We start from the raw sequence: 24,913 nt of genomic DNA, 5'->3' as shown, positions 1-24,913 counted from the left end.
AATTCTCATGGCAGACCTTCTCTTTGATTTTAATTTCAGGCCTGAAGATCATTGCCTATTAGTACAGAATGCTTTTTGCTTTGCCGTTGAGTCGCACGATGGTCAATACCGTAACCACTCCAACATTCCATACATATCACACCCTATTGGTGTAGCCGCCATACTTTTTAGTGCAGGATGCTCTGCAGAAGAAGTGGCTGCTGGATTAAATCACGATGTGAGAGAAGACTGCCCTGACGTGACCTACGCCATTCTCGCGACACGAACATCATTAGACGTGGCAGACATCGTTGAGTCCGTTACCTTCTTCCCAGACAAGACCCTCCCTCGTGAAGTCAGAGTCCAGCAACAAAAAGCGCATCTTATGGAAGGTGATAGCCGCACCCACAATATTAAGTGTGCCGATATTATCCATAACTTCACAGATTTCGTATTTGCTTACAACAACAACCCAAATAAAGCGATGCGCTATCTTGCAGAGAAGAAGGACCAGCACAGCATACTCACTAAAGCTGATCCTATTTTATTTGAACAGTGCCGCTTCAGACTGGAGCAGTGTGAAATCTTTGTTGAAAAGCAGCTAATACAAGAAAATGCAGCACGAAACCTATTGCAAGAAGCTAGCCCCTGCCTAGGCTAGCTTCCAATCCACACCCTTAATACCAACTGACTCCAGATACTCATTAGTGCGCTTAAAACAGTCACTTCCCATAAATGCTGAAAAGTCTTTCCCGGACTTGGTTGCACCCAATGGACTTGGATGAGATGTTTTAATAACTATGTGTGCTGGGTTGGTTACCAGTTCTTCTTTTTTGTGGGCATATTTGCCCCACAATAAAAACACTACAGGTGTCTCTTGAGCATTAATCTCGCGAATAACCTGATCCGTGAAGGCTTCCCACTCTCCTTTATGTGAATTGGCGACCCCTTCCTTAACTGTAAGAACACTATTTAACAGCATTACCCCCTCACTGCTGGCCCACTTGCTCAGATCGCCATGCTCCGGAATGTCATGCCCTAAACTACGATTTATCTCTTTATAGATATTTGAGAGGGATCTGGGAGTTTTTACACCCGGATTTACACTGAAGGCCAAACCCATACCATGCCCTTTGGTGGGATAAACATCCTGACCACACACAAAGACCTTTACCTTGCCCGGCTGGGTATCCTTCAGCGCTCTCAAACGAGTGCCTCTGGGTGGCAATATACTCTCCCCTGCCGCTTCGCGCCCCGCCAGTGACGCTTCCCTATCCTCAAGGAATTCATAAAAATCACTCAGTCGCTCTTTCCATTCACCGCAAGCTGATAGCTCTTCTATTAGTGTAGTCATAGATTACTCCTTATTAATGATCATCATTATACCAGCCTACGTATATTGCACAATGTAGTATTTTGTAATGTATATCTTTTACTACAAGATTACATTGTTTCCGACACGCCTTGCTTACTGCATTGACATATATTTTTATATCATTATAGTATTTCCTGCTCTGTTGGCGCACAGCAAGAACCAAGGCGTTTTAAATTATTATTGTTTTAATATTGACAAGCAAATAAAAAGCCTTATACTTAATATCAAGCATGTGAGAGATGCTTAAGAGTGACCCAAACAACCGAGAGAGAGTGAGAGAGACTATGAATAAGGTAACTTTTCTAATTGCACTGAGCGCTTCCATTGGTCTAGCTAGCATCATTCCTGCTGGCGAACTTGCCCGCCAGATTCAGGGCTTCCTTATGCTGGCAGCTTGCACCTCCATTGCAGCAGCGGTAGCCAGTATTACCAATGTAGCTGTTCACATTCTTTGGTACAAGAAAGCGAAAGAAGGCTTTTCCCCAGCTCAACGAGCTTTCTGTGAGCGCTTCATTGTTTGGCCAAATATGGTACCCAAGCGTTTCCGTTAATTCCTCACAATTCCCGCCATTGGGCCCGCTTATGCGGGCTTTTAACTTTTCACTTTAAATTTATTTATGTTATAGTAATCCCAATTAAAAATAATTGGAAAGATTGTGATGCTAAATTCCGGGAACCCACCTGTCGGTGAGCAGCCTAGATTCCGTATTGGCGAGCTCCTCGTCAACAAGAATATTATTTCTCAACCACAGCTTGATGCGGCACTGATCGAACAAAAGGATAGTCACCTAAAACTAGGTAAATTCCTAATTCACAAGGGCTTGATTAAAGAATCCGACCTTAGCCTCCTTCTCAGTGAGCAGCTTAAAATTGAGTATGTAGACTTATCGCTCTACCAGTACAATCCTGATGATGTAATGAAGCTCCCTGAGAACATCTCACGCTCTAAACGTGCGATTGTCCTACGGGAAGATGAAAGCTCATTCCTTGTTGGATTTGCAGACCCTATGGATATCTTCGCCTTCGATGAGGTAAGTCAGCATCTGAGTGGGATTAGCAATAAAGATGTGATCATGGCTTCCGTCCCCGAAAGTCAGCTCATACATGTGATTGATACCGTTTATACGGGAGATCAGTTTCGGTCGCTTGCAGATGAAGTAACCGATAGCTTGACCGACGCTACAGTTAATATCAACACAATACAAGCTCAATCTGATGATGAAGTACCCATTGTTCGAATGCTTAAACAGATCTTCGAAGATGCGGTACGACATGGTGCGTCTGATATTCACATTGAACCGGGTGAGAAATGCTTGAGAATCCGTCAGCGTATCGACGGCGTACTCAGAGAGACAAAAATCGACAACCCTAAAGTTGCTCAAGCTCTAGTATTAAAGCTCAAGCTTTTAGCATCTCTGAATATTTCTGAGAAACGTAGACCTCAAGATGGCCGTTTTCACATGGCTGTTGCCAACAAAGCTCTAGATGTTCGTCTTTCAACCATGCCAATTCAGCATGGTGAATCTGTTGTTATGCGTCTACTTGATCAATCCAGTGGTATTATGGGGCTTGATAATTCAGGCATGCCTGCATCGATCCTATCTCGCTTCCGATCCCTAATTCACAAACCTTATGGATTGATTTTGGTGACCGGCCCAACCGGTTCAGGTAAAACTACCACCCTTTATGGCGCCCTTTCAGAACTCAATACACCGGAAAAGAAAATTATTACTGCCGAAGATCCCGTTGAGTACCGTATTGATGGGATCAATCAGGTTCAAATTGACCATAAGATTGACCTCGATTTTGCTGTAGTTCTTAAGTCTATCCTGCGTCAAGATCCTGATATTGCGCTTGTTGGTGAGATTCGAGATAAAGAATCTGCCAAAATATCTCTTAAAGCCTCCATGACCGGTCATTTGGTTCTATCTACCTTGCATACCAATGACGCGGTTTCAAGTGCTATGCGTCTAATCGACTTAGGCGTTGAGCCATTCCTTATCTCATCATCTCTTAAGGCGATTATGGCACAGCGCCTTATTCGTAAGCTGTGCACGCACTGCTGTGTACCACTCAAGGAGAATAACGAAACACTGCAAACACTCCGCAATGGTACTGGGCAACACTTTGAAACGAATGGCTTTTATGAGCATGTCGGCTGCACCCAATGCCATAACACGGGCTACAAGGGCCGTATTGGTGTATTTGAGTTACTTGAGATTACAGAGCCGCTGGCAGATGCTTTGCGCTTGGGCGATGAAAGTCTATTTGTTAAGCGTGCCCGTGAAGCCGAAGGTTTCTTTACCCTTGCTGAAAACGCGCTGCAGTATGCTCGAGAAGGCATTACATCGTTGGACGAAGTTGTCCGCATTGCTAACGACGTGGAATCACTAAAAATCGCACCTAAAGCCACACCTGAGATCCGACACGAACAGGAAGCAGGTCAATCCATGCCCCCTCAGGGACATGCGGAAGCCGATCGCAAGGCAGACCACCTTCCTTCATCCGCTGCTGGTCACCCGCCAATTGAGCTGGAAGATGAGGCCCTACTAGGTAATATCGAAGATCTTGTAGGCGAGGTGCAGGATAACCAATTAAAAAATTCATTTGGGGATAACGAGTCCTCAAGTGACTCCGTGACCTTTGATCTGGAGTAACACTATATATGCCTTACTACAAATACCTTGGGCGCAACCCAGCCAATCAGGAATCTGAAGAAGGCGTTATTGAGTGCTCTAGCGCCCAAGAGGTGATGAATATTCTCTCGGATAAAGGAATGATTCCCATCTCTGTCGAGGAAACGGAGGAGCCTGAAGTCGAAGGCTCCCGTGAGTTAAAACAGTTTCAGATTTTTAAGCGCGTAACCCTTGATGAGCTGGTAATGTTCAGCCGTCAGTGCGCCCAGATGACTCGTGCAGGTGTTCCAATCACCCGCTGCTTCCGCGGCATTGCCAACACCACCAAGAAGAACCCCTACTTTTGTGATGCCTTGAATCACATTGCGGATGAACTTGAGAAAGGCAACCAGCTTTCCACTTGCCTTAATATGTATCCAAAGATTTTTAATGCGCTTTACGTGAATATGATCCATGTGGGTGAGAATACCGGCCAGCTGGACCAAGCGTTTACTCAAATGCATCAGTATTTGACTCTTGAGCGCCAAACAGTACGTAGCGTAAAGTCAGCCGTTCGATACCCCTTGTTCGTATTCGGTGCAATCGGTATCGCGATAGCGATCCTTAACTGGTTTGTAATTCCCGCGTTTGCTGAAGTCTTCCATTCATTTGGTAATGAGCTGCCATGGCAGACGCAAGTACTGATTGGGGTTTCGGACTTCTTCGTTGAATTCTGGTACGTCGTCGTAGGAACATTTATCGGCTTAGGTGTCTCCTATTTCAAATGGAAGAAAACAGAGTCGGGCCGATACTTAAATGACAAGTGGGCCCTCTCTGCCCCACTGATAGGTAAAGTGCTTAACAAAATCACACTGGGACGCTTCTCTCGTACTTTTGCGATCATGATGAAAGCAGGCATCTCTATCGAGAAAGCACTGGTTATCGTGGGTAACGCCCTTGATAACCGATATATTGGCGACAAAGTATCATCCCTCAGAACCTACATTGAACAAGGTGAATCAGTTCTCGCAGCCTGCACCAAAGCGGATCTCTTCTCAGAACTGGTAATACAGATGATTGCCGTGGGTGAAGAAACGGGTCGTATTGATGAAATGCTAGAAGAAGCAGCCTCATATTATGAGGAAGAGGTTGAATACGATCTGAAGGCACTTGCTGCAGCGATTGAGCCTATTATGATCACCATTATCGGTGCAATGGTGCTAGTACTGGCCCTTGGCATCTTCCTGCCACTGTGGGAACTCAACACGGCCGTCAACCACTAATAAAACCCTAGATTCAATATTATTCATAAAACCGGGCATTAGTCCGGTTTATTTTTATTATAACGTTTGACATTAGATAAATCATTATTATACTGAATATAAATCACTAACCGTTGAGAGAAAATTATGTCAAATCCAGATCGTAAAAAAGCTCTAGATGCCGCGCTGTCTCAGATTGAACGTCAATTCGGCAAAGGCGCAGTCATGAAAATGAGCGATCAACCACGCGAACTCATGCCATCTGTATCTACTGGCTCCCTTACTTTGGATGCCGCCCTTGGCATTGGAGGCCTACCGTACGGCCGTATCGTAGAAATTTACGGTCCAGAATCGTCTGGCAAAACGACCCTAACCCTGCAAGTTGTTGCTGAAGCTCAAAAAGATGGCAAGACCTGTGCGTTTGTAGATGCGGAACATGCACTAGACCCTATTTATGCTGAAGCGTTAGGTGTAAACATCGATGATCTTATTGTTTCTCAACCCGACACAGGTGAGCAAGCACTAGAGATCGTAGATATGCTGGTTCGCTCTAATGCTGTTGACGTTGTCATAGTTGACTCTGTTGCTGCTTTGACACCAAAAGCAGAGATTGAAGGTGACATGGGTGACGCACATGTTGGCTTGCAAGCGAGGCTTATGTCTCAAGCTCTTCGTAAGTTGACAGGCAATGTGAAAAACTCAAACACCCTACTGGTATTTATTAACCAAATCCGAATGAAGATAGGAGTCATGTTTGGCAACCCAGAAACTACTACCGGTGGTAACAGTTTGAAGTTCTACTCATCTGTACGTCTGGATATTCGCCGTACCGGTGCAGTCAAGGAAGGCGATGAAGTCGTGGGTAATGAAACTCGAGTCAAGGTTGTTAAAAACAAAGTCTCACCTCCTTTCAGACAAGCTGAATTCCAAATTGTGTATGGGAAAGGCATTAATCGCATGGCTGAAATTGTTGATCTGGGTGTGAAGCACGATATCATTGACAAATCCGGGGCTTGGTATGCCTACAACGGCCAAAAAATTGGTCAAGGTAAAGCCAATACCTGTAAATTCATTGCCGAAAATCCGGATATCTGCGAGGAAATTACTCTGCTGCTCAACGAGATTTTGATTCCAAAACTTGAGCCCAAGCAGGAAGGATCGCAAGAAGGCACTGATGCGCCATCCCCGATGACAGGTGGACAAATGGATATTGATAACATTCCAAGTGAATTTTAGTTATAATATCTAAATCAACTAGGCCACTATACTCCTTATGGTGGCCTTTTTTACTTTTTTAAGGATTTGTATGAAACTGATCTTTACTACCTTGCTTTTTGCTTTTTTGTTCGCAGCAGCATTTGTGCTTGGGCCTTTTTACTCTGCAGGTCAAATCTACACCTCTGTTTTTGCAGGGGATAAAAACTGGGAGAACTATGTTGATGAAGAAGCGGTAAAAGCTTCGCTAATCAAAGGTAATTCTGAAGAACTCAACAAGCATGTCGATGCTGTAACAGATAATGAAGCGGTTAAAGACATTACTGGAGCGCTCGTTTCTCCGTTATTCGAAGCCTTTGCCAAAGACGACGTGTCCACTGAAGGCCTTAAGGGCATGATGGGCAAGTCTGAAGGGGCCGCTCAGGAGGATATTATCTCCAGCATCACCTACCTGCTCCAAAACGGCACGTATCGAATTGAAGGTTTGGATGCGGTCACGCTGAAATACCCAAATTCGGAAACCGAGTTCACCTTTAATCGCGAAGGTTTAACATGGACACTAGTTGGTATTAGTCAGGGTTGAAGGTTATTAAAAAGGCTGCATTAATGCAGCCTTTTTTTTATTTGCCAAAACCATGCCTATTGAGTAACGCCTGATGCTCATTCAGGTAGTTACGTAAGTCATTATTGATTGCTTCCAAATCCTTGTGGTTGGTCCAGTCAACCTGTTCTAGTCTGCGCATAAGCCCCGAATCCATTGGCTCTATACTACGCCCTAATGCTGTCTGCAGGTCTTTCAACGTCCCCCCATCAACATGTGAAAGCAGCTTCTTAATTAAGCGCCCCGTTTCACTTGCTTCAAGGTCGATCTGACTGAAATCAATCACATTACCGGAATCAATTATTCTTCGAACCTCTGCCTCCAAGGCACTCCCTTTTGCGAGGTTCAACTGGTCTGCATCTAGCGCAAATCCCTGATCGCGGTTGTAGAGAACATCGGCAATAGGGTCATTTTCATAGGTAATGATGCGCATTGCATCTTGTTGTTGGAAGTCATCAAGCTCATCAGCCATTGCCGGAGTGGCGATGACTGATGCTATGATCAAAGTGATCATGGATTTGTGCATATTAAGCTACCTTAAAAGTTCACTTGCATGCTCTGCAAGCACCAACTCTTCATTGGTACTCATTAATATAACACTTTTATTGCTATGTACAGTATTTATGACCCCTCTATGGTTTACGGCATTTCGCATTTCATTTAGCTTAAACCCCTGCCACTCCATGGACGCCATGATAAGAGATCTTATTTCAGGGGACTTCTCTCCAACCCCTGCTGTAAACACAACAGTATCCAGTCCTCCCATTGATTGGGCTAAGCCTGCCATATGGTAGGCCGTCCAATGACAGAAGTATTCAATTGCCTGATCTGCCTCAGCTGAATCAGCATCCAAAACAGCCTTAAAGTCGCCTGATAGGCCTGATAAGCCCTTAATTCCTGAATTCTTATACAGCATCGCTTCTACTTGATCAGTGGACCACCCCAAATGATCTAGGAGGTACAGCAATATACCCGGGTCAAGACAGCCTGTGCGCGTGCCCATCGGCAACCCATCCACAGCACTAAAGCCCATCGTTGAAAGAACCGGTTTGCCATCGTGAATCGCACACAAGCTTGCACCAGAACCCAAATGAGCAACGATTACACGACCTTTTGCTAACTCCGGGTACTCCGCCTTCAGCGCTTTTGAGATGTACTCGTAAGACAATCCATGAAAACCGTAACGCTTAACGCCTTGATCGCGCAATTCTTTTGGAATGGCGTAATTTTCACGAATAAACCCTCGGTCTTGTGCATGAAACATGGTATCGAAACACCCTACCTGCTCCGCTTCAGGGAAGGCATTGCTCATCAGTTGGACCATGGCAAGATTATGCGGCTGGTGTAATGGCGCGAGAGGCTCTTTTGCTCGCAACTCAGCCATTACATCTGAAGTCAGTACCTGTGGCTTATTATAGTTGCCACCATGAACAATACGGTGAGATACGGCTACGACTTCATATTCACCATCTAAGGTTTCTATTTCCGAAAGTAGTCCCCGAATTGCTGCCGGGTGAGCTAATTCACCCTCTTGCATATCCAATGGGTACTCACGCACCTCACCACTCTCACTTAACTTACATTTCACTGCGCCTGTCTCCAACAAGCGGGAGGCCGTGTAAGACAGAATAGAATTAAGCTTACCCTCTGCAATGACATACAGAGAGGCTTTTAGGCTACTGGAGCCTGCATTAACGGTTAGAATACTCTTCATTAATATCTAACTCCTTACTTAACCTGATGGTGGGCAACCAATGCCGCCAGTGCAGCTGAAGCCATACGGCTATAAGCATTATCAGCACGTGAAGTCAGTACTACCGGGACTTTCGCGCCTAATACAAGACCTGCAGATTTAGCATTAGCCATGTAGATCTGCTGTTTGGCAATCATATTGCCAGCTTCCAAGTCCGGTGCTAGCAGGATATCTGCATCTCCAGCCACATTTGAAGCAATCCCCTTATCGATAGCAGCCTGTCTGCAGATAGCATTATCGAATGCCAGTGGTCCATCTAACTCACCGCCCGTGATCTGCTTGCGATCCGCCATTTTACATAGTGCAGCCGCATCCAGAGTACTTACCATACTCGCTTTCACTTTCTCTACTGCAGCCAGTACGGCAACCTTCGGTGTTTCAATACCCATGCACTGGCAGAAGTTAATCGCATTCTGTGTGATATCACGCTTCGCATTAAGGTCAGGCGTAACATTGATAGCAGCATCCGTCACAAACAGAGGCTTGTGATAATGCTCTGCACAATCCAGAGCAAAGATGTGAGACATGCGACGTTCTGTACGAAGACCCTCTGATCTGCTAAAGATGGCACTCAAGATCTCTGAAGAACCCAATGAGCCCTTCATCAGGCTCTGAACTTCACCAGTACGAGCCATGCCTGTCGCAATCGCTGCAGATTCGTGACTATGCAGTGAATCTACGATTTTAATATCAGTAAGATCGATATCATGCTCGTCCGCCAACCTCATAATCCGAGAAGCCGGGCCAACAAGGATTGGCTCAATAATATTGTTTTTAGCTGCATCTACAGCGCCCGACAGACTGTTAAAGTCTGCGGGATGTGCAACCGCCATGGTGATTTTGGTTTCAGCGGCTGCAATTTCAATGGCATGGTCAAGCGCATTTGTGCGCGAAAGCGTAATATCTGACATGATGTATCATCCTAATTTTTTATTTTCCATTATAATATCTTGATGACACGTATAAAGATAGTGTTGCAGTGCAATATTTTATTTGTTTGACAAGAGATATTATTTGCAAATCATTATTATTTATTATATTATATAAATGAATCAAGCAAGGAGTGTCACACATGTGTGATCAACCAGAAGGCCAAGATTTAAGCGCCTTTCAACTTAACGCCACTTACGGCCCCAAAGAAACCATCTGAAGTCAGAGCCTTATAAACTGACTTCAGTCAGTTGTTATGAGGTATAAATATGACTTTACTGCTTTGCACAATCCTTTTCGTTTTAACCAGCTCTGCATTTCTATCACTTTCCGAAGCGTCTGTTGTTGCTTTAAACCTTATTAAAGGCAAAGCGATCAACATGAAGATTGATACGCTATCATCTAGGGCTTTGCTAAAAGTTTTAACCGATAAGAAACGCTACCTATCTACTATCATTATACTCAATACCGCCGTTAACGTTGGCGGGGGGATTTTGATTGGCATTTTGTCTGCTGCAGTCCTTAACGATTGGATGAATACAGCTGTATCCATTATCTTTACTCTTTCCATTCTTTACGGTGCGGAGATGGTGCCTAAGCTGTACGCCTCATCCAATCCCGAAGAGGTAGGGCTAATTGTTGCCAAACCATTAATTGTGCTTGAGGTCCTCATTAGGCCCATGCTGTGGCTCAGCCGCAAGATTTGCGCCCCATTCCTTAAATCCGGTGGCACGGATAGCATTACCATGGAAGATGTAAAATTCATTATCGAAGAGTCTGAGACCTCTGGAATGATTACATCTACAGCCAAGGAACTCATGAATAACACGCTGCACCTTAATGAGAAAACGGCCGCCGATATCATGACCTGCAGGACAGAGATCGAATGCCTATCTGTTGATACGGTACTGGCAGACAATAAAGACGCGATTCTTAATTGCAAACATAAGCGTCTTGCAGTTGTAAACGCGGATGGCATGTTTATCGGCTCCGTTCATAAAGCTGAACTCTTAAGCTCAATCCTTCGGGGAGAGTGTGGCAGGTCAGTCAGAGACTTTATGATGCCAATCATCGCCACCAGCACAACAACACCGCTCTCAAATTTGCTTGCAGAATTTGAGACATCCGAAGGACCGATCGCCGTTGTTTTTAATGATGATAATGAGCCACTAGGTGCGCTGGCTATCGAAGATATCACCCACGCCCTATGCTCAGGTTATTGTCGCGAAGCACTTTGCTAGTACTGCCTTTATAGCCCCCTTTTGGGGGCTTTTGTTTGATCTTTTAATATCTTTCAACTAGAATTCATATCCCTTTTCTAGATCTATGCCTTCTCCAATGACTACAAGCACCGATATCGATAACTTAGCTTTTACTCTGGAAGTCCTTCCAAAAATAAAACGGGAATTAAGTGCGGAGTATGAGTCTAAAATTTCTGATCTCAATCAGCAGATTGAGCAGTTGCGCCAGTCGCTCGAAGTATCTGAGAGCGAAAAAGCCAAACTCCAACTGGAATCTGAACAACTACCAGCCCAGATTGAAGCAGCTGTCGTTGATGCCACTACACAGCACGAAAAGGCTTTAGAAAAAGCAGAGCAGCGTCGCAAGAAAATCACAGACCTCTACAATGACAGCCAAAGCCAACTTAAAGCATTTAAGGCTATGGACCCTAAAAGCCTAGAGAAACGCAACAAGTCTCTAAAAAAGAAAACCGAAGAGCAGGCTGCGTCGATTACAGGGCTGAAAGAACAGATCGCCAAACAAAAGACTAAAATCAAAAGTCTGGATGAGCTTGTTGATGCTGCGAAACCTCTCGATCCTGTGTGGGAATCAGAGGATGGTAAGTGGACAGCCTTCTTCTCTGAATTCCAATACCGTAACGAAGAAAAGAAGAGCATCAAGGTACGCGTTCTCAATCAAGATAATGGTGAATCTCGTGTTGCTTTAATGGATGATGATAGGAGGATTACGTTCTGTGAATCTGAGCCAGTGCCACAAGATGTACTTGAAGATATCACCAAGGCCTTATTGAAAAATTCGATTGCTAAAAAAGTATTACTCAAGGACTTCTCTTAATGACTCCTAAAAATGCAGCTCAATACAACCGCCTTCATGGTGAATACAATCAAGTATATGCTGAACTTAAAAACCGAGAAGATATGCTAAATGCACTGATCGGTCGCGCACATGATCTGGATAGGTCAAATAATAATGAGTTTTTACAACTCATGATAATTTCAGAAAAGATTACAGAACGACAAGATGAGATCAAAATGCTCTCTGACCTTAAGGAAGAAAAGCAAGCTGAAATGATTCGCTTATGCCTTCCAACAGAGGAAGAAGTCGACCATTTCAACCTGCATAAAGATGAGAATCCTTCTAAACCCTTTTAAACCCGCACCCCGCGGTCGAAGAAGAACAGAAGCTTCAGTGTTAATGTATTATCTGTAAGCTTCTGAATGACCTCTGGCATAGCCTCAAGCTGACTCATATGCTCTTCCGCCTTATCAACTAGTGGCTGATGACGCTCAATCCAGCCTTGCTTAACGATTTCCCACGTTTGATGCTTGAGTACACGGGAATCATAGACGTTGATATTATAAGCACCTTGCTTATCGATGTAGTTCAGCATGAAATTCTGGTACCCGAAAGAGTCGCCCTTTTTAAGCTCATTGAGCATTGAGGTGTAATACTCTTTGGGTGAAGCATAGGATAATGCATTGGCAACTGAAAACTCATGATTTACAGAGTAGATTGGCTTGCCACCAAAGGAGGTGGAGTTCATTTGATCGCCGAAATGCGCTTGGTAGTGCGACACTGCCTTCTCAAAGGAGTCTTTGCCTGCTGTTGTTTTCACCTCAACAAGGCCGATAGTACCTTCACTATCTGTTGCGATATTAACGATCCTGCCTTCTTCTGTTTTGGTGTATAGCTTTAATGAGGAACCGGATGGCAATAAAGGAAACACTGTACGAGGACTTTCAGACGATAGCGTGAAATCCGCATCTACCTTCTCACCGGTTTTATATTCAATAGCTTCTGTAATTTTATGATTGGCATTTACACTTGCTTCTGGAAACTGCACTGTCTGGTCAACATATACACCAAAACCAACAATAGATGCGATAACTGAGGCCGCAAGGCCTGTTGCAACTTTACTCATACTACCTCGTTTGTGGAAAATTTTTTATTTATTATACAGTTTATCAATTGATTGTATAGCATCAATTGCAATGATAAAAAAGGCCCCGAAGGGCCTTTGATTAGTTTAGAAAGTACTTGTAGCGCTGCTCGAAGTATTCAGGGTTGTCAACCGACAATTCTCTGAAAAGCTGACTAATCGCGCCGTACGGATGATCCTTCAGCAGCTCGGAATAGCCCGCAAGCTTTTCTGAACCTAAGCCTTCAATGTCACTTATTAAGTGCCGACCCACCCTTGAAACTCCAAATAATGATTTTACCTCATTGTTGGAAAATCCATATCCAATAATACTATTCCTAACAGATTCTAGGTTACGGCTTTTTTTGTTTGGCTTCCCATATTCATAGAGATAAGCAAATGCATCTGCACTTAACTCGTGCAAATAATACCGGTATGCCGACAACATTGCCCCGACCTCTTCATTTGACATGCTATATCTTCTCTTCCAAACAATAGCATCATCTAACACACCTGAGAAAACACCGGAAAAGGATGCTACATCATCAGAAATACCCCCGCTCAACGCGCAATGACCCAACTCATGAGCAAGTACAGCCTCAGAATCATATGGAAGCCCATCAATAAACATTCGACTAAAATTCCACAAATCGTCATGCAATACGACTGCACAATAACCATTACTACGATAAAACCCCGAGTGAGCAAAAACCTTTGCAACAGACCTTACGCCCTCAGAATCCTCAACCAAAGACTCAACCTGCTGCCTAATCTGCCCCTCATGCTCTAAAATGCCTTTATTCTTTAATCTTAGTATTTCGCCACCAAGTGAACTCGATACCCTATCTCCCTCCACGAGAACAACCGACTGATCAAATACTTCCTCAAAATATGCCTGCTCTGAAGCCAAGTGTGACGGCTTATAATCCGCCATCAGTCCGAGCGATAAACCAAACACTGCTATGAAAACCAACAAGAAACCATACATACCAATACACCCCTTAACCTTACACATATTATAACAATTTTAAAAATAAAGTCAAGTTGCGTTAGCGCAAAAGAAGGGGATTTAACCCCTTCAAAAGTATCCAGAACTACATCGAGTAACTATTATCATCGTCCTGCCTTATCGTACTGCGCTCAACCTCGACGTCAATACCTAGCTTATCCTTGAAGAATGCTGCAACAGAATTTTGTTCGGCGGGTGTTTGCGTCGTGAGCCCATTCGCACTCTCACTTGGACTAACCATCCAATCTTGTTTTTCAGCATGCGTTAAAGTCCCATCCATACCCTCCAGCGTATTTGGAAATTTAATCTCCTGCCCGGGATGAACAATATTTGGGTTTTCCATGTCGAGTGTATTAATCATTTCTGATATATATGCATCCTGCTTTGCAGCTGACAATTGATCAAAAGTTTGCCCTTCAAATTTAGCACCTTCCATGCCACTAAGGTGAGTTTTAGCCGCTGCCCATGCCGAATTACCATCTTCCCCAATAACGTATGTACTTGTCCCTTTAGAAACTTCATTTTGGTCAACAATCCCTTCTTGCCCTAAGGGATGAGCTGAATTACCCACGACGGCTTCATCAACTTTAGGCTCTGAAGTGGTAGTAGATCCACCCTCAACTTCTGGCCGTGCTATAAAAGAGCTCTGATCAGCAGAATCCACTTTATCATCCAATGTTGGGTCGGAGGTAAGTGGTCGGGAGTTCCCAGATTCATTCATATGCTGGGCAAAAGCCTGCTTTTCTTTAAGGGCAGCTTCAGCAGCCTCTATATGTCCACCCGGAATTGCTCTTGTAGCCTCTTGACTTAATTCGTCAATATCATTGCTGGCAACCATTTGTGGTTTTTCTGCTGTCTGTGAAGCATCTACATACGAACCGCCTGTATATGCAGCATGGGCCTCATGGTCGAGCTCGCCCGTACTTACATCCGCAACAACCCCTTCTGTTGGTGCACCATCAGCTGTGGCAACCTCGATTTGCTCGCCCACTTCTTTTGCACCCTTGAAAGCTTCGGCTACAGTCTCGTTAGCAGCATTGGCTATTGTTTCACCAAGTGCATTAGCGCCACCTTTCATATCCTCCCAGTGATTAGCTACAGCATCCACTGTTGAATCAGTCACGCCATCAACAGTCAGATCATCTAGATTGTCAGACAGATCCGTCATAGCATGACTCGCATCCGCAACCAAACCGTCAACCGCCTGTGCACCGTCCAAGACAGCCTCGGTGCCGCCCTCAGCGACCTCAAGTGCGGTATCACCCACCGCGCCAGCAGCATCATTAATTTGCGCTACGATATTATCTCCCGCCTCTCCCCAATCCACTCCAGAGAGATGGCCTGCGCCCAAAGCAACAACACCTAGACCCACAACCGAAGCGATTGCCTTACCTTTGTCAGAACCCAATTTTTTCGCGACAGCCTCAATGCCATCTTTTGCACGGGCTTTAATCTTATCCATCGGAAAGCCACAGCCCTCCAAAAAGCCAGATACCTTGCCGCCAACTTTATCCATACAGTTTCGGAATGTACTGGATTTCGCACAGCGTCCCGCAACCATCATGCCAATCGCAAGCGCACCACCACCCGAAGCGATAGCCGTGCCTAGCGCTGCATAGGAAATACCTTTTCGCACTGTGTCATTGCTTAGCGTGCTAATAATGGAGTCTTTAGCACCCTTGATCCGATCGACAAGCGGCTTCGCATTGGGATTGTCGTCCTGATACAAGTTTTCCATCGCTTGCATGGCTTTGAATTCTTGAATGTGTTCCGGTTGTAGCTTGTCAGCATCATCGCCAAGTGCTGTCTTTAACAACGTATCAACCGGCGTACTGTCCACCAGCTTATCAACCTTTCCACCCTTACCCAGTACGCCCGGACACACTTCAGCCCAATCAATTTTACCATCAGGCTCACTAATCAACTGATCAACCTGACTTAAATCTTCTGGTGTCTTTGCTTCCGCACGGTTATCGAGACCAAGCCGCTCGTAAATTGCCTCAAGCAACTTTGTAAACTCAGCCTCATGCTCATCTTGCGCAAGGAAATGCAGTGCAATTTTATGACGATATGCGTCCGTTGCATGCATATTATTGTAATCAAAGCTAGATGCGGACATAGATCCATCCTTTTATTATTTTTATTTATTTTTAATATAATATCACAGTTTCAGGCAGTGCGTCTATTGACAACACCTCATGCCGGTAATAAATTTACCTTATAATAAAAAGAGATTCACGCCATGCATACCGTTACAAAACTAGCTACCGCGATGCTGATCGCTAGCGCATCAATTGCTCACGCTTCTGACAAGCCTTCTTCAACGGTCAATCTCACGATTTACCCATCAGGCTCAGCCTTCGTGCAGCAAACTATTCAATCCGAAAAACCACAATCAGTTTGGGATATGTCTGCCCTCCTTAAGGGCTTGGATGCCAGTTCACTGTATACCAACTTGGATCATCAGCTGAAGTCTGCGTCGCTCATCAAACACACCAAACAAGACCGTCAGCTCACCGTTTACCTCAATTCGCCGATCAATGGGGCAATGTCTCTTTCAGGCAAGCTGCATGATAGTAACCGCAATATGATTTCACTAAAACATAATGGTTCAGTGATTGGCATACCTACCGCCAATATTGCTTACTTTATCACTGCCGATTTACCCAATGATGATGCGTACTGGACCTACAGATTCAATGGCCCAGTGGGTGAAGTGAAAACCAGCTATCAACTTCAAGGTGTGAGCTGGGAGCCAAAATACGTAGCTCACTTAAATACTAACAATAAGATGGTTATGCGCAGTGGAGTATCACTGGCTAACAATACTGATAACGCGATAAACGCTGCTCCTCTGTCATTAGTTGCTGGTCAGGTTAAGCAACACTATTCGCCTCGCCCAATGATGCAGAAATCCGCTCGATTCAATATGATGGCTGATGCCTCCATGGAAATGGCTAGCATGGAATCCACTCCGCCGTCGGGTGAGAAATTCGGACATTTAACCCGCTTTACCTACAAAGAACCTGTGCACATCCCCGCAAATAGTGTTCATAGGTTACCACTCAATAAAGACTTCAATATGGACTTTACAGAGAAGCGTCAAGTGTCCCTCAATGTATCTCGCCATGATCGTAAGCGAAATGCCACCGTCTCGCTGAATGTTGAAGCAAAACTACCCCAAGACATCTGGATGAACCATTTACCGGCAGGTAGCGTTAAGCTAATCGACCATCGCGGACTAGATCCACTCTTTGTTGGCGACATCCGCCTTGCAGATACAGCAGGTGGTGCCGACGTTAAATTCAACCTCGGCAAGGATCATGAAGTTAAAGTCAAATCCGAACTGTTGAACCTTAAGGCCTCAAAGAAATATGACTCCGTTCAGCACTACCGTAAGCATTACACATGGGAGCAAGAGGTTGTTTTGTCGAACCACTCCGACAAAGCAAAAGATATCGATGTAACATTGCTACTGAGCGGCCATGAAGCGAAAGCCAAGTGGGTCTGGTTAGGTGAAAGTGATACGATTAAAGCTTCCGGCGAGATCTCTGATAAAGCTATCTCCCTCAACCTTAAACCACGATCAGAGTCTGTCCTCCTGATTCAGGCTGAGACGTTCTAATGCAAGCCACAACAGACGTACGTTTCTTGCTGAGCCTCCTCCACGAAGGCCGTACGTTTGTTTCTCGCATTTTTCCGAACTGGCTGGCTTATTCCGTCATTACACTGGTCGTGGTAGGGATAGTCTTCTACTTTAAGCAGGTGGATGACGTAGCCTCCTTAGCGCTAGGAGGCTATCTCTGTCTGGGCATTTCTACGGCATACCTTGCATTGCCCTCCCTAAATCGCACATGGTTTTGTCCCAAGGCGCTCTTTAGTGCATTAATTGCTGCGGGAATGATAACCGCGAGCCTATATGCTGCAAGGCTTGATATACATGATGCCATCATTGGCTTATCCAGCGTAGCCATCCTCTTTGCGCTAAACAACCTGTTCAATAATGAGTTCCCTAGCTTCTCTTTACAGGCCGTTATTGTTTTTAGTTTGGCCCTAGGGAGCCTACTCTTTGAAAACAGTTCGTTTGATCTCTTTTTGATCCAAGCTACTGCACTTATATTGGTGGGTGTGTATTTGCTGCCATCGGATAATTTCTCTGCCTATGACAAGTTATTTATTTTCTCTTCCTACCTGATATTTGAAGAACAAATCCTTGAAGGACACAAGATTGATATTTACATCGGTACGCTATGCAGCATCCTCCTATTTGTGTACCCACTTACGAAGGTCTTCTTTTCTAACTTCCTGATTAAACGCAATCTTACCCATGATGAAACGGCCATTACCGCAGGTTTAACTGCCGCATTTGTGATGAATATCAACGTTATTTGTGCAGACAATATTATGGCCTTATTGGAGTTCTCCCTTCTCCTTGCTGCACCGTTCTATCTTTATGCCATTACGTATTTCTCAAACTACCATTCAGAGCGTCAATGGATTGTATCCGCTAACATAGCGTTCTTCATCATAGCACCGGTAATTCCTGCCGCTATGGGTATCGAAAAAGAGCACTGGGGTATGATATTTGAAGGCGTACTCCTTCTTTACCTCGGTTGCAGACTGCAAGAGTCATTATTGCGCATTGAGGCCGCCATACTGGTGAGCTTGTCGGCGATCTATAGTGCTCTGATTGTGGCACACAATATGGATTGGACACACAATTTTAACTTATCGGACTTTTACCACTCGCTGTATCAATGGGCGCTGACGATTCTACTTCTGTGCACTGCTCTTCTTATCAACCTTAGTTATCGACGCAAAATTCAGGTTGATCATTTCTTCACGACACTCTATAAGGAGTTGCTACTTACCATCTTCTTTGGCTTCTTCTTACTCTCTCTTGCCTTGTGGGCGATGTTGCCAACCAATTCACCTGAAGTGCTTAACGTCCTATTTCATACAACTGTGCTAATTACCCCTACTTTTCTTTACCTAGGATATAAGTACAACAGCCCTTCACTAAAGATGATTTCAGCGCTCTTTCAGGCTGCAGGTGTTTGGCTTATGCTCAAATCTGGCATTGGTGCAATGACTGCCTTGCCCCTGTATTTAGTTCAGGTAGCAGCTGTCACCCTCTCTCCTAAACGATCAAGGGAGGCCCGCGTGGTTCACGCCGGATTAATTTTCATTATAATGCTTTTTGGTATTGCTTCTTTAGTTGAATCTATTGATTGGACTGCCTTTTTTTAATATACTGCTTTTTAATTAACACAAATAAAAAGACCAATGATCAAAAAAACACTGGCCATCACCCTGCTTGCTCTTTCGCTACCAGCTACTGCCGATATCATTACTGGCAATCCTTTAATGCCGACTGAGCAAACACCGAATAATATCTCAGACTTAATGAAACTCTCTGCTGAGGGTAACGCGGTGGCCAAATACCGTCTAGCTAATCGGCTCATTAATGGTGATGGTATTGAGATGAATGAGACACTTGGGTACCAGTTTATGCTGGACCTAGCGCGGAAAAATGTTGTCTTGGCACAAGCGATTACTGCCAAGAAGCTATATGAACAGGAAAAATACCGCGAAGCGGTATTCTGGTATCGCCAAGCTGCAGATAACCATGATGTGCAATCTCAGATTGAATTATCACGGATGTACCTATCCGGTACCGGGATTGCCAAGAATCCTGAGGATGCGTATTACTGGCTTAATCGTGCACTCAAAGCTAACAGCTCTGAAGCTGCCTATATGCTATCCCAGATGTACCTTGATGGCTTTGGCATTCGACGCAATAAAAACAAGGCGTTCCAGTTAGCCGAAATAGCAGCTGAATCACCAGACCCTCGCTATCAATTCCGTCTAGCCTATATGATCGATCGTGGTGTTGGTACCGCTGAAAACCCTGACTTAGCAGCTCAGCTTTACCGTAAAGCGGCTGTTGATGGCTATGCAGCTGCAGCACTCTCTTTCGCCAAGAAGATGCTCAAAGGCCATGGTGTAGCCAAGAATCAGATAAAAGCCGCCGCTTGGCTCGATGTCTACTTGCACTCCGAAGCTAATGAAAATGTACAAAAGCTTAGGGATCGTTTACTTGAACTAATGACCGACCAAGAGCGAGACCAGCATAAGAAATTTTCAAGTGCGTATTTTAAAGTGGTTTTTGGTGCACAAACCAAGAGATCAACACCACCGAGTGAAAGCATAAACGCCAACATTGAGGCACCGGTTAGCACCTCGCCAATTAAAGATCAAAATACCGATAAAGAAGGCAGCGCCCTTCTGCAAGACAATAACAACAATAAGGCCCCTGTAGTCACCCCGGTAGCTGCTAAAGAGGAGCCAAAACAGCAGGAGAAACGCCACTATGACAAACGAGACTTCCTCCCAAGTTCCTGAGCCTGATGAAGCACTCAACTCACCCCTGAATCTTGCGATCCAAGGGCTTCAATCTATTCCTGAAGATAAGGTGCTTAATCAGGTTTTAGTTACCTTTGAAAAAACTTCTTTCCAATTAAAGCGTGTTACAGACTGCTGGATTTTACAACACAAAGATGACAGTGAAGGTTTGAAATACTATGGCCACATAGGTCATGCCGTACACTCTATTCCCGATGTAATCCTTCGACTAGGGTTCCATGAAGAGTATTCCGAAAGCGAACTTCTCAAGAAGGCTGAAGAGATTAGTGATGAGATCACTAAGGCTGTTGTGGCTGCATGGGAATCGCTAATGGTTCAACACCCACTAGACGCCGCGGAGGCACCATGACTCAACTAAGCCGAGAAGAATTGCTGGAGGTCCTTCGCAAAGCGCGCGAAAACAGACTTCCAATCTATCACCCTAAAATTACCGCTGAAAACTGCCCTTTCACCATGATGACAACAAGACATCAATGGTTTATTCGAACAGGGGACCGTAATATAGGCCATTATTCCAGCCTAAAACAAGCTATGCAGTATGCACCCATGCTTTGCCATAGGCTGGTTAAAGAGGAGAAGCTTTCTGAGGAAGAAAAGGAAGGTTTGTTTTCACTCTATATTAAGTGTGCCAATCTACTCACCACCATGACACCGGGTGCAACAGGCGATCATGCATCTGAAATGCTGGCTGAAATTAACCACACCCTGTGGCCCGCTTAACAAACGCGTAACTCCTGCAATAAAAAACCGGCATCTGCCGGTTTTCTCTTTCTTTGGTATGCTAAAGGCCAAGCTGACCTAAAACAGCAAACATTTCTCGAGCTTCATAAAACATAAAGCCCGCAGTTGCCAAAAACTCAAATGCCACCAACATACCCACTAAGAGAAGCAGATTTTTCCGCTTCGTTTTCTCGGAATCATCCTTGCTCCGTTTCATATACGCCCTAACAGCAATTAAACAAGGTATAGTAATCGCCACCGCAATACCAATAATTACGTAAGGCAAAATTCCGAGCATTGAAGGGTCCATTATCTCTCCAGTTGGTTCTCATTCGAGTTGTTGTAGTTCTGCTTAAGTGCATCACGCTCTGCACTGTAACGCTCTTCTTTCGTCTTTTCTTGAGCGAGGTAGGGTTCCACACCCATCAAAAGTGAGTCACATGCCTTTTCAGCAAGTTTTGATGCTTTCATAATGGCCTGTGGATCGTTCTTGAGGACCTGTAGCCAGCTTTCGACATAGGCTGCATGCTGGGTGAAACTCTGTACGCCATTATGGCTGCAGAAATAAGCTGCCCCAATTTCCGCAACCAGTTCCTCAAATGCATAACTTTCGGAACCAAATCGGCCTGTCATATCGCGCTCTAATCGTGAGGGATGGCCTGTCCAGTGCATAGATTCATGCGCTACTGTTTGCAGATAATGCTCACGGCTTTTGTACTGCTCTGGAAGTGGTGACACGATATGATCCGGTCCCGGGGAATAATAAGCCTGATCACCTGAGATGAAATTGATATCGATATCATTCTTCGATATCAGGGCCTGAACCACATCTTCAAAGCGCTGATCATGCTCACCCTTAGTTTCAGTAATGGTTGGCGTATAAGCGCCTACCTTACGCATTTCCTGATATTTTTCAGGAATATAGGACATCTGATCAATATTCCAGACCGGAGTCGTTTTTGTAATAATGCTCTTACGCAGTTGATGCTGCTTAATTTCATCTGTGGAAGGGAAGATATCCCGTCCGCTTGAATCTTTCTTACATTTCCATTGAGAGCCATCTGGCTTTCTGTAAGTAATAACAGGATACATCACAAAACCACAGGATTTTGTCCCTGCTAACGGATGATTTACACTGGCAGGCGTTACATCAGTATTTTTTCGATCCTTAACCTGCTTCATAAGATCAGGCGAGATGCCCGCTACAGCGGCGGCTTGATTAAATGTCAGAAAGTATGGCGTTTTGAAATTATTCTCCAATTGCGCACAATTCAACAAAAGGGAGTTAATGCCCTCATACGTCCTATCTGTTTGAAAGTTTTTAGGTGCCTGAACACCACCTGCATGCCATGGCTTTTCCCAAGGCACAGTGCCCTGCTCAAGTAAACGGACAATCGTATCAGTAACTCGCTGATAAATTGCTGCTGCACCACCTTTTGCTTTAGCCTTAGCCATGACCTTAAATCCTCAGTCGTCGTGATCTTCTGCCAATGCTGGATCGCCCAAATCAAACATCTGAAGCTCTTCCTCGCTTACAAAGACCTCGATTGATGACTCTGCATCTTTTAGCGCGGGATCATTTAGTTCTTCTAGTAGGTCGTCATACATTAGCTTTACCATTAATTATAACAGTTTTAATTATCACTGGAAACAGGACTTATGCTTTCGCGTTTATACCAGAGGTAGCCTGCTTCTCCCCCTCTTTAAGTCCATGAATATCTTCTGCAGCAACATCTCGCTCTTCCATCAAACGGATATATTCTTTAAATAAGTTATCGGCCACCACACCACACGACACAATGGATGTCATAAGTTCCTTAACAGTGACATTCTTCAGCAGAAATACGCGATCCGAGCCACTGATGAAGTCGAAATAGCCAGAGTTTGGTGTCGGTGAGGATGGTGAGTAGAACCGAAAATGCTCACCTTCTTGCGCCATGACCAAACAAGGACGCCAAGCAGCACGGTGATCGGGGCCGTATAGGTTAATCAGCGCAGGCTTACCTTTTTTAAATGGCGAGTTGTCACTGGTCAACTGAGTGAACATATCATGAATCATTGAGAAGACCGGGTTAACTTTATTCATCAAGCTAACAAATCGGTCATGCACAGGCTTACCAATACGGGAATGGATCAGTAGGCCAAGACCTAAACTCGCGGTAATTAGGATGGACAGCGCAAACATATCCGCTACCCACTCTGGGGCAGACATGTACTTCAATATAATGTTAGTAATTGGCTGTATAAAGTCTGTAATTAGCGTGTATATCCACTTGTATACTGCTACAGAAAGGGCAGTTGCAATGACTACAACCAAGCCACCCAGTAATGCAGTATTAACTAATTTACGCAACTTAATAATATGTCTATTTTCCTTAAAACTCATAGCGAAATCCCTTATTAACAGCCTTTAGTTACCATAACAGTTTTATATTCGTTCTTTGCAGCAGCTGCATCAGCTTCTTGATATTCAACATAGCAACCGACGGCATCTGTCAGATTAAAGCCAACACGGAATTCAGTTTCACTTGGATGGGAAGTTTTTAGACCATCGCCCTTCAGGATGATCATCTTATCGATACCCACATGACCTTCAGCGTCAACTTTTGCTTCCGGATAACCCCATTTAACATCAACGATTTTGCCTTCCATATTGACCTGTTCATTGTCGTAAGCAATGTCGTTAACACCATGCACAGCTGCGAAGGAATACGTCACCAAAGCCGCATCATTTAATGAGGCCTCCACCCCTTTCAATACGGATACGCGAGCTTCTTTAGATACACCTACAAACTTAGGCAAGGCGACCGCTGCCAGCACCCCCAAAATAGAGATAACAACCACGAGTTCAATAATCGTGAAACCAGACTGCTTTTTCATAGAATTACCAGTATTTTTATTTTTCGTTATATTAAATCATTTATTGCCGCAAATCAACTCAAAGCATGAAGCATCAGCCAAATGCCAAACATGCTTAAAATGCCTGATAATAAACTATAACAGGACGCAAAAGCCCATGTTGTATTGGCTGTAAACTTAACAATCCTAGCGGAGTTCATCCAAATCGCAATCATACCGAGTGCAACCGCATACATGAGAGCCACAGCACTGGGTAGTTCAAACATTCGTGCAATAACTGACACTAATAAGCATGACACACAGAAGGCTATGGTACTGCTGTATGAGACATAGATCCCCAAGCTTACAAAGTGACTAAATTGCCTCACATGCAAGGAAACAGGCCACAATAGTAATAACATGAAGATAGGGCTCAAAATAATCAACAAGAGCAAGGGCATCATTGCAATATTACCCTGCACATGCGCGGGAACAAACCAACCCGACAGTCCAATGGAACTCATTAGTGCAAATACCACCAAAAACTGCATTTTTAGTGTCTGGAAGTGTTGCTCAACGCTTAAATATTTATGGTATAAGAAATGGTTAGGATTATTATTATGCATTTGCAAAAAAAAAGCCGGTTGCCCGGCCTTTCCTATTTAAATATTACTTAATTGTTAACTTTTTCTTTCAGCTCTTTGCCCGGCTTGAATGCTGGCAGAGTGGCTGCTGCAATCTCAATAGCCGCACCAGTCTGCGGGTTTCGCCCCGTACGAGCTGCGCGCTCTTTTGTAGAGAAAGTGCCGAAGCCAATCAGCTGTACAGAACCGCCGTTAGCCATCTCATTAGAAATTGCATCCAAAGCGGCAGTTAGCGCTTTACCAGAATCACCTTTAGTTAGACCAGACTCTTTTGCGATAGCATCAATCAGTTCAGTTTTATTCATTTGTAACACCCTGTGCGGCTGAAATTTATTGGAAACAACTCAACTATAGTGATTTTTATTTTTTTGTCAAACCCCAAATCA

27 protein-coding genes are annotated in these 24,913 nt (G+C 44.4%); 14 read left to right on the top strand and 13 right to left on the bottom strand.

Annotation, left to right across the window (positions count from 1 at the left end; genetic code table 11):
- Nucleotides 1–7 precede the first annotated feature (7 nt).
- On the top strand, nt 8–640 hold the full coding sequence (locus ACMXYT_RS22960; RefSeq protein ID WP_415912746.1) for an HD domain-containing protein: 633 nt from the start codon (nt 8–10) through the stop codon (nt 638–640).
- Here ACMXYT_RS22960 and ung read toward each other — a convergent pair.
- Nucleotides 632–1,333: a uracil-DNA glycosylase gene (ung, locus tag ACMXYT_RS22955; protein WP_415912745.1), complete on the bottom strand. Its 702-nt coding sequence runs from the start codon at nt 1,331–1,333 to the stop codon at nt 632–634. The genes ACMXYT_RS22960 and ung overlap by 9 nt on opposite strands.
- Nucleotides 1,334–1,638: 305 nt before the next feature.
- Here ung and ACMXYT_RS22950 point away from each other — a divergent pair, with 305 nt between their 5' ends.
- From ACMXYT_RS22950 to ACMXYT_RS22930, 5 genes are all read left to right on the top strand, one after another.
- Nucleotides 1,639–1,905 carry a hypothetical protein gene (locus ACMXYT_RS22950; protein WP_415912744.1) on the top strand — a complete coding sequence of 89 codons (267 nt, stop codon included), beginning with the start codon at nt 1,639–1,641 and terminating at the stop codon, nt 1,903–1,905.
- Between the two features lie 108 nt (nt 1,906–2,013).
- Entirely contained in the window at nt 2,014–4,011 is a 1,998-nt protein-coding gene (locus ACMXYT_RS22945) for a GspE/PulE family protein (RefSeq protein WP_415912743.1), read from the top strand.
- Between the two features lie 8 nt (nt 4,012–4,019).
- The gene (locus ACMXYT_RS22940) at nt 4,020–5,252 is read left to right on the top strand and encodes a type II secretion system F family protein (RefSeq protein ID WP_415912742.1); all 1,233 of its coding nucleotides are present in this window, start codon (nt 4,020–4,022) and stop codon (nt 5,250–5,252) included.
- 126 nt (nt 5,253–5,378) lie between these two features.
- Nucleotides 5,379–6,467 (top strand): recombinase RecA, encoded by a 1,089-nt coding sequence (recA, locus tag ACMXYT_RS22935; protein ID WP_415912741.1) that lies wholly within the window; start codon nt 5,379–5,381, stop codon nt 6,465–6,467.
- A 70-nt stretch (nt 6,468–6,537) separates the two neighbouring features.
- Nucleotides 6,538–7,029, top strand: a complete 492-nt coding sequence (locus ACMXYT_RS22930) for a DUF2939 domain-containing protein (RefSeq protein WP_415912740.1) — start codon at nt 6,538–6,540, stop codon at nt 7,027–7,029.
- Nucleotides 7,030–7,066: 37 nt separating this feature from the next.
- Here ACMXYT_RS22930 and ACMXYT_RS22925 read toward each other — a convergent pair whose 3' ends face one another.
- The 3 genes from ACMXYT_RS22925 to ACMXYT_RS22915 are packed head-to-tail and all read right to left on the bottom strand — an operon-like array spanning nt 7,067 to nt 9,711.
- Nucleotides 7,067–7,573, bottom strand: a complete 507-nt coding sequence (locus ACMXYT_RS22925) for a hypothetical protein (protein WP_415912739.1) — start codon at nt 7,571–7,573, stop codon at nt 7,067–7,069.
- Between the two features lie 6 nt (nt 7,574–7,579).
- Nucleotides 7,580–8,761, bottom strand: coding sequence for an acetate/propionate family kinase (locus ACMXYT_RS22920; RefSeq protein WP_415912738.1), 1,182 nt, complete (start codon nt 8,759–8,761; stop codon nt 7,580–7,582).
- Between the two features lie 14 nt (nt 8,762–8,775).
- Entirely contained in the window at nt 8,776–9,711 is a 936-nt protein-coding gene (locus tag ACMXYT_RS22915) for a bifunctional enoyl-CoA hydratase/phosphate acetyltransferase (protein WP_415912737.1), read from the bottom strand.
- Nucleotides 9,712–9,999: 288 nt separating this feature from the next.
- On the opposite strand from ACMXYT_RS22915, the gene ACMXYT_RS22910 reads away from it, so the two are divergent.
- The 3 genes from ACMXYT_RS22910 (at nt 10,000) to ACMXYT_RS22900 (ending at nt 12,123) form a co-directional block, all read left to right on the top strand.
- The gene (locus ACMXYT_RS22910) at nt 10,000–10,971 is read left to right on the top strand and encodes a CNNM domain-containing protein (RefSeq protein ID WP_415912736.1); all 972 of its coding nucleotides are present in this window, start codon (nt 10,000–10,002) and stop codon (nt 10,969–10,971) included.
- A gap of 97 nt (nt 10,972–11,068) precedes the next feature.
- Nucleotides 11,069–11,806, top strand: coding sequence for a hypothetical protein (locus ACMXYT_RS22905; protein WP_415912735.1), 738 nt, complete (start codon nt 11,069–11,071; stop codon nt 11,804–11,806).
- Entirely contained in the window at nt 11,806–12,123 is a 318-nt protein-coding gene (locus ACMXYT_RS22900) for a hypothetical protein (RefSeq protein ID WP_415912734.1), read from the top strand. The genes ACMXYT_RS22905 and ACMXYT_RS22900 overlap by 1 nt, the downstream gene beginning before the upstream one ends.
- On the opposite strand, the gene ACMXYT_RS22895 is transcribed toward ACMXYT_RS22900, so the two are convergent.
- The 3 genes from ACMXYT_RS22895 to ACMXYT_RS22885 all read right to left on the bottom strand — a co-directional run bounded on the left by ACMXYT_RS22895 (nt 12,120) and on the right by ACMXYT_RS22885 (nt 16,018).
- Entirely contained in the window at nt 12,120–12,893 is a 774-nt protein-coding gene (locus ACMXYT_RS22895; RefSeq protein ID WP_415912733.1) for a hypothetical protein, read from the bottom strand. The two genes, ACMXYT_RS22900 and ACMXYT_RS22895, sit on opposite strands and share 4 nt — an antisense overlap.
- Before the next feature lie 100 nt (nt 12,894–12,993).
- Nucleotides 12,994–13,878: a hypothetical protein gene (locus ACMXYT_RS22890; RefSeq protein ID WP_415912732.1), complete on the bottom strand. Its 885-nt coding sequence runs from the start codon at nt 13,876–13,878 to the stop codon at nt 12,994–12,996.
- Nucleotides 13,879–13,984: 106 nt separating this feature from the next.
- Complete coding sequence (locus ACMXYT_RS22885; protein WP_415912731.1) at nt 13,985–16,018, bottom strand: hypothetical protein; 2,034 nt, start codon at nt 16,016–16,018, stop codon at nt 13,985–13,987.
- A 123-nt stretch (nt 16,019–16,141) separates the two neighbouring features.
- On the opposite strand from ACMXYT_RS22885, the gene ACMXYT_RS22880 reads away from it, so the two are divergent.
- The 5 genes from ACMXYT_RS22880 to ACMXYT_RS22860 are packed head-to-tail and all read left to right on the top strand — an operon-like array spanning nt 16,142 to nt 21,045.
- The gene (locus ACMXYT_RS22880; RefSeq protein WP_415912730.1) at nt 16,142–17,524 is read left to right on the top strand and encodes a DUF4139 domain-containing protein; all 1,383 of its coding nucleotides are present in this window, start codon (nt 16,142–16,144) and stop codon (nt 17,522–17,524) included.
- The gene (locus ACMXYT_RS22875; RefSeq protein ID WP_415912729.1) at nt 17,524–19,149 is read left to right on the top strand and encodes a hypothetical protein; all 1,626 of its coding nucleotides are present in this window, start codon (nt 17,524–17,526) and stop codon (nt 19,147–19,149) included. The genes ACMXYT_RS22880 and ACMXYT_RS22875 overlap by 1 nt, the downstream gene beginning before the upstream one ends.
- A 36-nt stretch (nt 19,150–19,185) precedes the next feature.
- Complete coding sequence (locus ACMXYT_RS22870) at nt 19,186–20,304, top strand: tetratricopeptide repeat protein (RefSeq protein WP_415912728.1); 1,119 nt, start codon at nt 19,186–19,188, stop codon at nt 20,302–20,304.
- Nucleotides 20,273–20,674, top strand: coding sequence for a hypothetical protein (locus tag ACMXYT_RS22865; RefSeq protein ID WP_415912727.1), 402 nt, complete (start codon nt 20,273–20,275; stop codon nt 20,672–20,674). Before ACMXYT_RS22870 ends, ACMXYT_RS22865 begins: the two co-directional genes overlap by 32 nt.
- Entirely contained in the window at nt 20,671–21,045 is a 375-nt protein-coding gene (locus tag ACMXYT_RS22860; protein ID WP_415912726.1) for a hypothetical protein, read from the top strand. Before ACMXYT_RS22865 ends, ACMXYT_RS22860 begins: the two co-directional genes overlap by 4 nt.
- A 61-nt stretch (nt 21,046–21,106) precedes the next feature.
- On the opposite strand, the gene ACMXYT_RS22855 is transcribed toward ACMXYT_RS22860, so the two are convergent.
- The 6 genes from ACMXYT_RS22855 to ACMXYT_RS22830 form a co-directional block, all read right to left on the bottom strand.
- Nucleotides 21,107–21,355, bottom strand: a complete 249-nt coding sequence (locus tag ACMXYT_RS22855) for a hypothetical protein (protein ID WP_415912725.1) — start codon at nt 21,353–21,355, stop codon at nt 21,107–21,109.
- Entirely contained in the window at nt 21,355–22,500 is a 1,146-nt protein-coding gene (locus ACMXYT_RS22850) for an ArdC family protein (RefSeq protein ID WP_415912724.1), read from the bottom strand. The genes ACMXYT_RS22855 and ACMXYT_RS22850 overlap by 1 nt, the downstream gene beginning before the upstream one ends.
- A gap of 12 nt (nt 22,501–22,512) precedes the next feature.
- Nucleotides 22,513–22,653 (bottom strand): hypothetical protein, encoded by a 141-nt coding sequence (locus tag ACMXYT_RS22845; protein WP_415912723.1) that lies wholly within the window; start codon nt 22,651–22,653, stop codon nt 22,513–22,515.
- A gap of 49 nt (nt 22,654–22,702) precedes the next feature.
- Complete coding sequence (locus tag ACMXYT_RS22840; protein ID WP_415912722.1) at nt 22,703–23,431, bottom strand: hypothetical protein; 729 nt, start codon at nt 23,429–23,431, stop codon at nt 22,703–22,705.
- 14 nt (nt 23,432–23,445) lie between these two features.
- Nucleotides 23,446–23,925, bottom strand: a complete 480-nt coding sequence (locus ACMXYT_RS22835) for a type II secretion system protein (RefSeq protein ID WP_415912721.1) — start codon at nt 23,923–23,925, stop codon at nt 23,446–23,448.
- Between the two features lie 631 nt (nt 23,926–24,556).
- The gene (locus ACMXYT_RS22830) at nt 24,557–24,832 is read right to left on the bottom strand and encodes an HU family DNA-binding protein (RefSeq protein ID WP_415912720.1); all 276 of its coding nucleotides are present in this window, start codon (nt 24,830–24,832) and stop codon (nt 24,557–24,559) included.
- Nucleotides 24,833–24,913: the final 81 nt, after the last annotated feature.

The sequence above is a fragment of the Neptuniibacter sp. QD37_11 genome (genome assembly GCF_047778105.1).
GTDB lineage: Bacteria > Pseudomonadota > Gammaproteobacteria > Pseudomonadales > Balneatricaceae > Neptuniibacter.
The sequence above is the reverse complement of the archived record's forward strand: the minus strand, read 5'-3'. Positions and strand labels throughout refer to the sequence as shown.

Coding starts and splice junctions, on each gene's coding strand:
- ACMXYT_RS22850 (WP_415912724.1), bottom strand. CDS start 22,500: ATGGCTAAGGCTAAAGCAAAAGGTGGTGCAGCAGCAATTTATCAGCGA.
- ACMXYT_RS22940 (WP_415912742.1), top strand. CDS start 4,020: ATGCCTTACTACAAATACCTTGGGCGCAACCCAGCCAATCAGGAATCT.
- ung (WP_415912745.1), bottom strand. CDS start 1,333: ATGACTACACTAATAGAAGAGCTATCAGCTTGCGGTGAATGGAAAGAG.
- ACMXYT_RS22900 (WP_415912734.1), top strand. CDS start 11,806: ATGACTCCTAAAAATGCAGCTCAATACAACCGCCTTCATGGTGAATAC.
- ACMXYT_RS22840 (WP_415912722.1), bottom strand. CDS start 23,431: ATGAGTTTTAAGGAAAATAGACATATTATTAAGTTGCGTAAATTAGTT.
- ACMXYT_RS22830 (WP_415912720.1), bottom strand. CDS start 24,832: ATGAATAAAACTGAACTGATTGATGCTATCGCAAAAGAGTCTGGTCTA.
- ACMXYT_RS22950 (WP_415912744.1), top strand. CDS start 1,639: ATGAATAAGGTAACTTTTCTAATTGCACTGAGCGCTTCCATTGGTCTA.
- ACMXYT_RS22930 (WP_415912740.1), top strand. CDS start 6,538: ATGAAACTGATCTTTACTACCTTGCTTTTTGCTTTTTTGTTCGCAGCA.
- ACMXYT_RS22920 (WP_415912738.1), bottom strand. CDS start 8,761: ATGAAGAGTATTCTAACCGTTAATGCAGGCTCCAGTAGCCTAAAAGCC.
- ACMXYT_RS22910 (WP_415912736.1), top strand. CDS start 10,000: ATGACTTTACTGCTTTGCACAATCCTTTTCGTTTTAACCAGCTCTGCA.
- ACMXYT_RS22880 (WP_415912730.1), top strand. CDS start 16,142: ATGCATACCGTTACAAAACTAGCTACCGCGATGCTGATCGCTAGCGCA.
- ACMXYT_RS22835 (WP_415912721.1), bottom strand. CDS start 23,925: ATGAAAAAGCAGTCTGGTTTCACGATTATTGAACTCGTGGTTGTTATC.
- ACMXYT_RS22925 (WP_415912739.1), bottom strand. CDS start 7,573: ATGCACAAATCCATGATCACTTTGATCATAGCATCAGTCATCGCCACT.
- ACMXYT_RS22915 (WP_415912737.1), bottom strand. CDS start 9,711: ATGTCAGATATTACGCTTTCGCGCACAAATGCGCTTGACCATGCCATT.
- ACMXYT_RS22855 (WP_415912725.1), bottom strand. CDS start 21,355: ATGGACCCTTCAATGCTCGGAATTTTGCCTTACGTAATTATTGGTATT.
- ACMXYT_RS22870 (WP_415912728.1), top strand. CDS start 19,186: ATGATCAAAAAAACACTGGCCATCACCCTGCTTGCTCTTTCGCTACCA.
- ACMXYT_RS22845 (WP_415912723.1), bottom strand. CDS start 22,653: ATGTATGACGACCTACTAGAAGAACTAAATGATCCCGCGCTAAAAGAT.
- ACMXYT_RS22895 (WP_415912733.1), bottom strand. CDS start 12,893: ATGAGTAAAGTTGCAACAGGCCTTGCGGCCTCAGTTATCGCATCTATT.
- ACMXYT_RS22890 (WP_415912732.1), bottom strand. CDS start 13,878: ATGTATGGTTTCTTGTTGGTTTTCATAGCAGTGTTTGGTTTATCGCTC.
- ACMXYT_RS22960 (WP_415912746.1), top strand. CDS start 8: ATGGCAGACCTTCTCTTTGATTTTAATTTCAGGCCTGAAGATCATTGC.
- ACMXYT_RS22860 (WP_415912726.1), top strand. CDS start 20,671: ATGACTCAACTAAGCCGAGAAGAATTGCTGGAGGTCCTTCGCAAAGCG.
- ACMXYT_RS22885 (WP_415912731.1), bottom strand. CDS start 16,018: ATGTCCGCATCTAGCTTTGATTACAATAATATGCATGCAACGGACGCA.
- ACMXYT_RS22945 (WP_415912743.1), top strand. CDS start 2,014: ATGCTAAATTCCGGGAACCCACCTGTCGGTGAGCAGCCTAGATTCCGT.
- ACMXYT_RS22875 (WP_415912729.1), top strand. CDS start 17,524: ATGCAAGCCACAACAGACGTACGTTTCTTGCTGAGCCTCCTCCACGAA.
- ACMXYT_RS22905 (WP_415912735.1), top strand. CDS start 11,069: ATGACTACAAGCACCGATATCGATAACTTAGCTTTTACTCTGGAAGTC.
- recA (WP_415912741.1), top strand. CDS start 5,379: ATGTCAAATCCAGATCGTAAAAAAGCTCTAGATGCCGCGCTGTCTCAG.
- ACMXYT_RS22865 (WP_415912727.1), top strand. CDS start 20,273: ATGACAAACGAGACTTCCTCCCAAGTTCCTGAGCCTGATGAAGCACTC.